We start from the raw sequence: 10411 nt of genomic DNA, 5'->3' as shown, positions 1-10411 counted from the left end.
TTGACCTTTTACGCCGGAACCCATTAGGCGGTGGTTATGACTGACATGACACCAGATAATGGCACGACTAACGATGCCCATCCATTGCGCCTGTTCAACAGCCTGACGCGCCAGATCGAGGAATTTTCACCTGTCCATCCAGGTGAAGCGCGGGTCTATACCTGCGGGCCGACAGTTTATAATTACCAGCATATCGGCAATATGCGGGCCTATATCTTTGCCGATCTACTCGGACGTACAATGAGTTGGAAAGGTTATAAGCTCACCCATATCATCAACATCACTGACGTTGGCCACCTCACCTCTGACGCTGATGCTGGCGATGACAAGATGGAAAAAGCCGCAGCAACTTCCGGAAAATCAGCGTGGGATATCGCCAAATATTATACCGATGCCTATTGGAAGGATATTGAGCGCCTGAATATCCGTCAGCCCGCGAAGTGGACCATCGCCACCGATCACGTGGAAGAGATGATCAAGTTCGCGAAAAGCATTGCCGAAAAGCATTGTTATGAACTGGATAGCGGTTTGTATTTCGATACATCTACAGTGCCGGATTATGGCCGGTTGGCACGCGCGCATACCGAGGATGGTGAAGGCCGGATTGAAACGGTCGAAGGCAAGCGCAATCAAACCGATTTTGCAATCTGGCGCAAAACGCCCGAGGGCGAAAAACGGCAGATGGAATGGGACAGCCCCTGGGGCAAAGGCGCGCCGGGTTGGCATCTGGAATGCTCGCAAATGAGCAACAAATATCTGGGTCATCGATTTGATATTCACACCGGCGGCATTGATCACCGTGAAATCCATCATCCTAATGAAATTGCTCAAAACCAAGCGCATAATTGCAGTGAACACAGCGGCGCAAATATCTGGATGCACAATAATTTCCTGATTGATCGAGCCGGGAAAATGTCAAAGTCATCAGGCGATTTTCTGCGTCTGCAAGTCTTGATCGACAAAGGCATACACCCCTCGCCTATCGGCTGATGTGCTTGCAGGCGCATTATCGGAGTGAGCTGGAGTTTACTTGGGAGAATTTGGTTGCGGCGCTAACGCGATTGAAGCGGATTTTGGGACAAATTGAAAAGCTCAAGAGTCCTGACCATATAAGACGAGTCGATGACGACGACAGCCTCCGGAAAAATTTCAAACCCCGGTTCAACAAAGCAATTTCTGACGATCTGAACACAGCAGATGCACTTGTAGTTTTGGAGGACATGCTCCGAGCGAAGAAAGCAGAACCTGATAATAAGTTGAGTTTAACAAGAGAATTTGATCAGGTGCTTGGGCTCAACCTGCTCAACTTAACGCGGTCCGGGTTGCGCGTTGTACCAGCCTCAGCTTCGATCAATCCTGATGATATAGAAGCAAAGCTGACGGAACGCCAAAAAGCAAAAGCCGAAAAAGACTTCGCAACCGCCGACGCCATCCGCGATGAACTAACCGCACACGGCATCGAACTCATGGACGGCGATCCGCTTCGCTGGGAATGGAGAATCTCAATATGATCAAACCAAAAGCAGCCATGGCCTCGCTAGTCCGCCCGCTCGTCGAACCACATTGCGGCGACCTCGATGTCACATGGTTTACAAGCACCGAAGAAGCGATGGCCATTGCTCCGCACGCTGAAATCGGCTGGTTCGATATGTACGACAAAGACAAGATGGCAGAGATTATTGCTGCGGCAACGAACTTGAAATGGCTTAACAGTATCTATGCCGGTGTTGAGCATTTTCCGCTGGAGCAATTAAAATCGCAGAACACCCTGCTCACTAATGGAGCGGGATTGAACAGCGCACCTATCGCTGAGTTCGCGATCATGATGATGCTCTCGGCCGCCAAGCGGATGGACTTAATTGTCGATAGTCAGCGTAAGAATGAGTGGCTGGAACACCCCCCGGGTACTACCGAGATTGCCGACAGCAAGGCTTTGATCATCGGCTATGGCGGGATTGGCCAGCAGATATCCAAACAACTATCAGGGTTCGATGTTGATATCACCGCCGTTCGCCGCACGGCGAGCGATGATCCGAATGTCATCGGACTTGATGCCTGGCGGGAACGTCTGGGCGAGTTTGACTGGGTTTTTGTTTCCGCTCCAGCCACCAGTGACACGCAAAAGATGCTGGGTGAAAAAGAATTTGCGGCGATGAAAACATCAGCTTGGCTGATCAATGTTGCACGCGGGTCACTGGTTGACCAGGAAGCTTTGGTTGATGCACTCAACAATAAGACAATTGGCGGCGCGGCGCTCGACGTAACTGATCCTGAACCCCTGCCAAAAGACCATCCCCTCTGGGATGCACCAAATTGCATGATCACTATGCACAAATCCGGCAACGCGCAAACCCGCATGTTTGAACGCGCCGCAGCCCGGTTTGTCGAGAATTTAAAGCGTTATCGGGCAGGTAAAGACATGATTGCGGTAGCAGACTTTGATCGGGGATATTAGTAAGGCCATATTCAAAACGCCAACACTAGACTCCCGCCACCCTTTCCCTTATCAACCAAAGGCATAGGTATAGGGGAGTCTTTTTCCGTGAGGGGGAAACGGACACAATCTCTGGGTCGTTGCCAATAATATAAGCAACTCTGGTCGCGATGATCAGGAAAGGACCCATATGACCAAAGCATCAGATCTCTTTATCGAATGTCTTGAAAATGAAGGCGTAGAATATATTTTCGGGGTTCCCGGCGAAGAAAATCTCGACATGCTCGACAGTCTGTCGCGGTCCAAAAAAATCCAATTGATCCTGACACGCCATGAGCAAGGCGCTGGCTTCATGGCTGCAACTTATGGTCGGCATACAGGCAAGACCGGCGTTTGCATGGCAACGCTGGGTCCTGGCGCAACCAATCTGGTAACCGCCGCTGCCTATGCACAGCTTGGCGGAATGCCAATCCTGATGGTCACGGGTCAGAAACCAATCAAGAAATCCAAACAGGGCCGATTCCAGATTCTCGATGTTGTGGACATGATGGGACCAATTACAAAATTTACGCATCAGCTAGCGTCTGCGGATAACATTCCGAGCCGCGTGCGCGAAGCGATCCGTTTGGCTGAAGAGGAAAAGCCAGGCGCTACCCATATCGAATTCCCTGAAGATATTGCAGATGAGGAAACCGATTCCACCCCAATTGCGCCAAGTTTGACAAGGCGACCCGTTGCGGAACCAAAAGCGGTTCGGGCGGCGACCAAAAAGATTGAAAGTGCGAAATCACCGATATTGGTTATTGGCGGTGGCGCAAACCGCACAATCACCGGGCGGATGTTGACTCAGTTTATCGAAAAAACCGGAATCCCCTTTGTCACGACGCAATTGGGCAAAGGCGTGGTTGATGAAACCCACAAGGAGTTTATGGGATGCGCGGCGCTATCAGCGAATGACTTTGTTCACAGCGCGATAGAATCCGCCGACCTGATCATCAACGTCGGTCATGATGTGATCGAGAAACCACCGTTTTTTATGACGTCTGGCAGCACCGAAGTCATTCATGTATCCATGAACAGCGCGGAGGTTGATCCTGTCTACTTCCCACAGATCGAAGTAATTGGCGACATCGGCAACGCGATCTGGCAGATGAAGGAAGATATTGTTCCATCCGGATCGTGGAATTTTGATCATATGTACAAGGCGCGAACGGCTGAGGAAGAGCACACAGCATCAATGGACGATGATATGCGCTGTCCGATTTACCCGCCGCATCTGGTCAAGGTTGTGCGCGAAGCCATGCCTGCTGATGGCGTCATTTGTCTTGATAATGGTGTCTATAAAATCTGGTTTGCACGCAATTATAAAGCGCGGCAGGCCAATACTGTTCTGCTCGATAACGCGCTTGCGACCATGGGCGCAGGCCTGCCATCGGCAATGGCTTCCGCGATGGTATATCCCGACCGCAAAGTTATGGCGATTTGCGGCGATGGTGGCTTCATGATGAACAGTCAGGAAATGGAAACTGCTGTCCGGCTCAAGCTGAACATAACCGTCCTTATTCTCAATGATAGCAGCTATGGCATGATCCGGTGGAAACAAGCCAATATGGGCTTTAAGGATTGGGGTCTCACCTATGACAACCCTGATTTTGTTAAATATGCGGAAAGCTATGGGGCCAACGGACACCGAATTACCAGCGCGAAAAACCTCGAAGAAACAATCGATAAATGCCTGAACAGCGAAGGTGTCCACCTGATCGATTGTCCGGTCGATTATTCTGACAATGACCGGATTTTAAATGTTGAAATCAAGGAGCTGAGCAAGAAGGTTTGAGTTACCTTAGCCCCCTACTGTCGGAACGGAGGTTCAAGTGAGGGCTGTCCTCACCTGCCACTTCAGGTGCTCGCATCGAACCGGCATCTTTATAACCCACCCTTCCCCCTTTCTTCATAAGCGAGGGGCTTGGAGATAAGAATGACAAAACTCAAAGACGTGTATCCCCTCTACCTCAACAATGTGGCCGCACAGCCCAATGAAGACCTTGAGGTGACAGACAAGTTCACCAATGAAGTCGCATTTCGGACAGCACTAGCAACGCCAGATGTCATCGAGGAAGCGATTGAAGGTGCGGTCACCGCAGCAGAACCAATGGCAAAAATGGCGAGCTATGAACGACAAGATGTTTTGCAGCATTGCGTCGACCGATTCAAAGAGCGGTTTGATGAACTGGCCTATTCACTTTGCGTCGAGGCAGGAAAACCGATCAAGGACGCCGAGGGTGAAGTGAGTCGCCTGATTGATACTTTCCGGATCGCAGCGGAAGAAGCAGTGCGCAATTATGGAGAGGTGCAGCCGCTGGATATTTCAGCGCGCGCTAAAGGCTATATGGGCATGTGGAAACGTGTGCCCATTGGTCCGTGCAGCTTTATCTCTCCATTTAATTTTCCACTCAATCTTGCGGCCCACAAAATTGCTCCGGCAATTGCGGTTGGCTGCCCCTTTGTGATGAAACCGGCCAGTAAAACACCGCTGGGTGCTATCATCATGGGTGAGGTTTTGGCAGAGACCAATCTGCCGAAAGGCGCCTTCTCGATTTTACCCGCAAGCCGGGATGGCGCCGACCTGTTCACGGTGGATGAGCGACTAAAGTTGCTTTCATTCACCGGTTCACCGGGCGTTGGCTGGGATCTAAAAGCTAAAGCTGGCAAAAAGCCCGTTATCTTGGAATTGGGTGGCAATGCTGCCGTGGTTGTTGATCACGATGCTGATCTTGACGACGCGCTGGAACGGATAATTTTTGGCGCCTTCTATCAATCAGGCCAAAGCTGTATCGGCGTGCAGCGAATAATCATCCATGAATCTGTCTACGGCAAATTTAGAGATATGCTGGTCGCCAAAACCAAAACGCTGATTGCTGGCGATCCGAAAAATCGAGCTACTTTTATCGGGCCAATGATTTCCGAAGGCGAAGCGAAACGGTTGGACGGGTGGATACAAGAAGCCGTTTCGGGTGGTGCAACATTACTTTGTGGCGGCAATCGGACCGGCAATATGCTGGAGGCGACTTTGCTGGAAAATGTGGAAAGAGATGCTGCGGCCAATCGCGAAGAAGCATTCGGACCGCTCGCACTGCTCTCCAAGTTTAGTGATTTTAGCGACGCTCTCGATGAGGTGAATGACAGCAAATTTGGTCTGCAAGCCGGAATATTTACGCGCGATCTTTTCAAGACACTGGATGCTTGGGATGAGCTTGATGTTGGCGGCGTAGTAATCAATGATGTGCCATCTTACCGCGTTGACAACATGCCCTATGGCGGTGTTAAAGATAGCGGCCTTGGCCGCGAAGGTATAAGATTTGCGATGGAAGACATGACTGAAATTCGCAATCTCGTCATCCGCCGGAGACCGGGGTAGTTGCCTAACTATTCGTTCAAGCCCCCAGCTTTTGAGAGAGCGACATTGCTGGCGCGCAACTTGGATTTGAGCGCGTCGCCGATGCGACGATCAATGACGCGGCGCACAGACCGATTTTTATCGAGATGGTCCCGCAAAATTGGTGCGGGTATGCACCAGAGCCTCGACTTTTCTGACAAAGTTACCGTACCAGTTGCACGGTCTGATGTCAGAATCGTGCCCTCGCCGATCAGATCCCGTGGCCCGCAATAGCCAACAATTTTGCCGGCGCTACGCACTTCCGCTTTGCCGTTCGCAAGAAAATAGAGATGCTCGACCGCTGCGCCTTCTCTTATGATTTCCTGTCCTACATCATGATCTAGCCAAAATCCCTTGTCGAGAAGTTGCCGCGCTTCAAGCGAAGTCAGATCGCGAAACACCGCAGTAATCATTTGATCTTCTTCGTCAGAGAAAGATGCGCCGCGCTCCGCCATCACCAACCGGACAATCTGCACCAAATTCACCGCTAAGAGAAGCGTTTCCCAAAAAGCGGCAACAGGGTCGTTCACTACCAGGATAGCATAGGCAATACCCGCCAATGCCGCCCCAATAACCCCCACTCTCAGCCAGAACATCTTCCTACTAAGCATGGAAATGATCAGCAATATATAGGATAAGTGACCAAGAATTCCATTTGGCGACAAGGCCGATTCCAGAGTTAGTTCCATTTTAGGTCTCTCCGTTTCAGAATATTTCAAACCGATGCCGAAATTTCAGACGTTCACCCTAACAACTAAAAGACAAAGCGCCAAATAGCCGCCTCGGCGTTAACTTTTATTAACCATTTCGAATCGGGCTGTCGGATAAAAGGTTAACAAAATCAGAGCCCTAAAAAAGTTGCTAAAGAGACACACTCACTGGTGGTCAAATGACCAAAACACCCAGAAGAGGCTAAAAAACAACAGAAGTTCGTCGATTTTCGTTTGCATTGAGCCAGTGATCATGGATAAGTAACCTACAATTCATGGTTAACGGCTTGGGTCGCGTCGTGCTGCAAGAGGGAACTGGTCGGAAGGCCGGTAGGGGCAACGATGCAAATGGGGAAAAATTTCTCGACGATACAATGCTGGTTGGCAGGCCATTTTTTGGCTGTGTCAGCGTCGCTTTTCTGTGCCTTATTGGCCGGGATCGCATTGCTCGTTTCTACAATTGCAACGCCTGCTCCTCTGGAAGCAGCTGCCGATATCGAAAGCGGAACTCACCTTGGCGTGGCGACTTGCGGCGGAACCACATGTCACGGCCGTCAGGAAGCTGATGGTGAAATTGTTCGGCAAGATGAGCTTATGCGTTGGCAGGAAGAATCGACACCCGGCGGTGCTCACAGCCGGGCATTTCGCGTTTTGCGTGAGCCTCGCAGCATTGCTATCGCTAACCGCCTGGGCATCGGCGATCCAGCATCGTCGGCGAAATGTTTAGGCTGCCATAGCACACCGGCTGCCAAAAAAGGGCCTCGGTTCCAAACCAATGATGGAGTTGGCTGCGAAGCATGTCACGGGCCGTCATCAAGCTGGTTGTCGGCTCACTATGCAGTTGGAGCCAGTCATTCCCGCAATATATCTCTCGGCCTGACACCATTGGACAACCCCAAAGCAAGGGCAGCAGTCTGCCTTGATTGCCATTTCGGAAACGATAGCAAAGGCCAATTCGTTGATCATAAAATCATGGCTGCGGGCCACCCGCGCATCTCTTTTGAGATGGATCTCTTTTCAACATTACAGCAGCATCATGATGAAGATGTAGATTATGTGCAGCGCAAGGGCAAAACCAACAGCGTTCGATTTTGGGCTGTTGGCCAGGCGATGGCACTGGAACGCTCGCTTAACCTGTTTTCCAAACCGGGACTGGCAACACAGGGCATCTTCCCCGAATTCTATTTCTATGATTGCCACAGTTGTCACCGGCGCATCTATGACACCGCATCGGCACGGCCAACTTCGATCAACAATCCTGGCCGCCCCATCCCGGAAGGCATGCCGCCCTATAATGATGAAAACATGATCATGCTCAGTGCGGCCATCAAAATCGCGGCGCCTGACATGGCCGGGCAATTTGATACCCAATCCAAGGCGTTTCATGCCGCCATGGGGCAAGGCCGCGGACCTGCCGTCGAAGCAGCAGCGAGATTGCGCCAAACATCCGCCGCTCTGGCAGATCGTTTTTCCCGTGCGAGCTTTGGCAAGGACCAGACCTTCCAGATTATGGAAACCATTGCCGGGCAAGCAATTTCTCCGCGCTTCACAGATTATGAAGGCAGCGTACAAGCAGTCATGGCGATTGATACATTGCTCAACGGCCTGGTTAACAATGGCCAGGTGAGCGAGTCAGCCGCGACTAGCCTGCGTGGACAGATTAACACGGCCTACGCCGCAGTGGATGAACCAAACGCCTATCAGCCTCTGCAATTTCGCCGGGCGTTGGGTAGCGCCGTCAGAACCATAAGGTCACTTCGATGAGCAATGTTCCTGTGATTGCGAGGTTGAGATGATAAAAAATCTTCGGTTCGGCGCGGCCATATCAGCCGCTGCGCTTATCCTGACCTCTTGTGGCGGTGGCGGTGGCAGCAATAATTTTGGCGGGACACCCTCTCCTTCGCCAGCACCTGCGCCAGCTCCAACGCCAACACCTGCTCCCGGAACGGGCGGGCTGTTTACTCCGCCTCTTCAGCGGTCTTTGTCGGTCACCGATGTTCAAACCATTATCGCGCAAGCGGTCGGTGAGGCGCAGGCACGAAATCTCCCTTCAGTTATTACTGTAGTCGACCGGGTTGGAAACGTACTCGCCGTGTTCCGTATGAACGGCGCAAACCAGATGGCAACAGTCAGCCGGAAAACTATTGGCGGACAGGCTGCTCAGGGTCAGGAAGTGGGCTTGCAGGGCGTGATGGTGCCAGCTACCACCGCTGCGATCGCCAAAGCGGTTACCGGCGCTTACCTATCTAGCGGCGGCAATGCGTTTTCAACACGCACTGCCAGCCAGATTGTGCAGGAACATTTTCCACCTGCACCGACCACAGTCGGTCTGGAGAGCGGGCCGTTATTTGGCGTGCAGTTCAGCCAGTTACCGTGCTCTGATCTCAATACGCGCTTTCGTCCTATGGGTGGAGCTGATGCCCTGATCGGTCCGAAACGCTCGCCGCTTGGCCTGTCAGCCGATCCTGGAGGCTTGCCGCTTTACAAGGATGGCGTGGTTGTTGGTGCCATCGGTGTGATGGGTGACGGCGACTATGGCTTTGACGATAATATTCTCGATGTCGAAGTTGATGCGGAAGAAGCTATCGCGCTAGCCGGTATTCAAGGCTTTGCTCCGCCTGCCGCAATTGCCGCCAACCGCATTTCAGTTGACGGCACTTCATTGCGTTTCAGCGATATGGTGGTCAGTGATTTATCGCCGCTGAAAAATAATTTCGCTGCCATAAACGGTTCTGTGGGGAGTTTAATTCCCGTCACAGGCTATACGGCGGGCAATATCATAGCTGGTACCGCTTACGGCACAGAAGCCTCAGGCGTCCGCGCTTCCACGGCCGCAGAATTTACCAACAGCGATGCCTTTGTGCTTACGGATGGCGCTGGCAATAATCGCTATCCCATTCGCGGGGGCACCGATTCAGCAGCCGTCGCAAACCCCTTAACCGCTGCGGAAGTGCGAGTTGTTTTGGAAGAGGCGTTCAAAGTGCTTAGCCGGGCGCGGGCGCAAATTCGTCAACCTCTGGATAGCCGCATGCAAGCGACCGTCAGCGTGGTTGATACCCATGGACAAATATTGGGCATCGTCCGCTCACCAGACGGCCCGATTTTCGGCACCGATGTTTCGTTGCAAAAAGCCCGTACAGCGGCGTTTTTCTCTAACGTCGCGGCGGAGCAACAGCTGCTGAACACGCCTGGAATTTCATCCATTGTGCAGCGTATTCGAACGTTCCTAGGTGATCCAACCGCACTAACCGGCACGGTCGCTTTCGCTGATCGCTCGGGCGGTAATCTTGCTCGCCCCTATTTCCCTGATGGTGAAGTTGGTCGTCCTCCAGGGCCCTTGTCAACCGATCAATCCTCTCAATTCAGTCCTTTTGCGGTAGGGTTACAAACCAATTTGATCGCACCAAATGTCGGTGCCCATGTTGCGTTCGTCGCCAGCGGAGGGACCAGTACTGACACAATCGAACGCTGCACTCAGGTTCCCGATGTTGCTCCGGGTCAAAAGAGGCTTGCTAACGGCATTCAGATTTTTCCTGGTAGCGTTCCAATTTATCGTGGTGATCGACTAGTCGGCGGCATTGGTGTGTCCGGCGATGGTATTGACCAGGATGACATGGTCAGCTTCTTAGGCTTGAACAATGCCGGTATTCGTTTGGGAACCATAGGTAACGCGCCCAAAGCAATCCGGGCGGACAATGTGGTTGTAGACCTAGGCAATGCGAATGTGCGGTTGCGCTATGTAAACTGCCCGTTCGCGCCTTTCCTGGACACAAACCAACAGAACGTCTGCGAGGGGCTTTAAGACTAATGCCTGCTTTAGCGCCCTCTTTT

6 protein-coding genes and 1 pseudogene are annotated in these 10411 nt (G+C 52.0%); 6 read left to right on the top strand and 1 reads right to left on the bottom strand.

The window, feature by feature from the left end:
* Positions 1–45 precede the first annotated feature (45 nt).
* The 4 genes and pseudogenes from cysS (at position 46) to HF685_RS01490 (ending at position 5852) form a co-directional block, all read left to right on the top strand.
* Positions 46–1511: pseudogene (cysS, locus tag HF685_RS01505) on the top strand (cysteine--tRNA ligase).
* Positions 1508–2455, top strand: coding sequence for a D-2-hydroxyacid dehydrogenase (locus HF685_RS01500; RefSeq protein WP_246218696.1), 948 nt, complete (start codon positions 1508–1510; stop codon positions 2453–2455). The pseudogene cysS and the gene HF685_RS01500 overlap by 4 nt, the downstream one beginning before the upstream one ends.
* Before the next feature lie 169 nt (positions 2456–2624).
* On the top strand, positions 2625–4271 hold the full coding sequence (locus HF685_RS01495) for an acetolactate synthase large subunit (protein WP_168817982.1): 1647 nt from the start codon (positions 2625–2627) through the stop codon (positions 4269–4271).
* A gap of 141 nt (positions 4272–4412) precedes the next feature.
* Positions 4413–5852, top strand: coding sequence for an aldehyde dehydrogenase family protein (locus tag HF685_RS01490; RefSeq protein ID WP_211051290.1), 1440 nt, complete (start codon positions 4413–4415; stop codon positions 5850–5852).
* Positions 5853–5860: 8 nt separating this feature from the next.
* Here the strand turns inward: HF685_RS01490 and HF685_RS01485 are convergent, their stop codons facing one another.
* Entirely contained in the window at positions 5861–6559 is a 699-nt protein-coding gene (locus tag HF685_RS01485; RefSeq protein ID WP_168817981.1) for a cyclic nucleotide-binding domain-containing protein, read from the bottom strand.
* 363 nt (positions 6560–6922) lie between these two features.
* On the opposite strand from HF685_RS01485, the gene HF685_RS01480 reads away from it, so the two are divergent.
* Together HF685_RS01480 and HF685_RS01475 are read left to right on the top strand one after the other, a co-directional pair.
* A complete protein-coding gene (locus tag HF685_RS01480; RefSeq protein ID WP_246218695.1) occupies positions 6923–8344 on the top strand; it encodes a multiheme c-type cytochrome in 1422 nt (473 codons plus the stop codon).
* A 28-nt stretch (positions 8345–8372) separates the two neighbouring features.
* Positions 8373–10382 (top strand): GlcG/HbpS family heme-binding protein, encoded by a 2010-nt coding sequence (locus HF685_RS01475; protein WP_168817979.1) that lies wholly within the window; start codon positions 8373–8375, stop codon positions 10380–10382.
* Positions 10383–10411: the final 29 nt, after the last annotated feature.

It is taken from the genome of Parasphingorhabdus halotolerans (genome assembly GCF_012516475.1).
Taxonomy (GTDB): domain Bacteria; phylum Pseudomonadota; class Alphaproteobacteria; order Sphingomonadales; family Sphingomonadaceae; genus Parasphingorhabdus; species Parasphingorhabdus halotolerans.
This window is presented reverse-complemented; position numbering and strand designations above follow the sequence as displayed.

What these genes read in the sequence shown, in the direction of transcription:
- HF685_RS01500 (WP_246218696.1), top strand. Translation starts at nt 1,508, where the DNA reads ATGATCAAACCAAAAGCAGCCATGGCCTCGCTAGTCCGCCCGCTCGTC.
- HF685_RS01495 (WP_168817982.1), top strand. Translation starts at nt 2,625, where the DNA reads ATGACCAAAGCATCAGATCTCTTTATCGAATGTCTTGAAAATGAAGGC.
- HF685_RS01490 (WP_211051290.1), top strand. Translation starts at nt 4,413, where the DNA reads ATGACAAAACTCAAAGACGTGTATCCCCTCTACCTCAACAATGTGGCC.
- HF685_RS01485 (WP_168817981.1), bottom strand. Translation starts at nt 6,559, where the DNA reads ATGGAACTAACTCTGGAATCGGCCTTGTCGCCAAATGGAATTCTTGGT.
- HF685_RS01480 (WP_246218695.1), top strand. Translation starts at nt 6,923, where the DNA reads ATGCAAATGGGGAAAAATTTCTCGACGATACAATGCTGGTTGGCAGGC.
- HF685_RS01475 (WP_168817979.1), top strand. Translation starts at nt 8,373, where the DNA reads ATGATAAAAAATCTTCGGTTCGGCGCGGCCATATCAGCCGCTGCGCTT.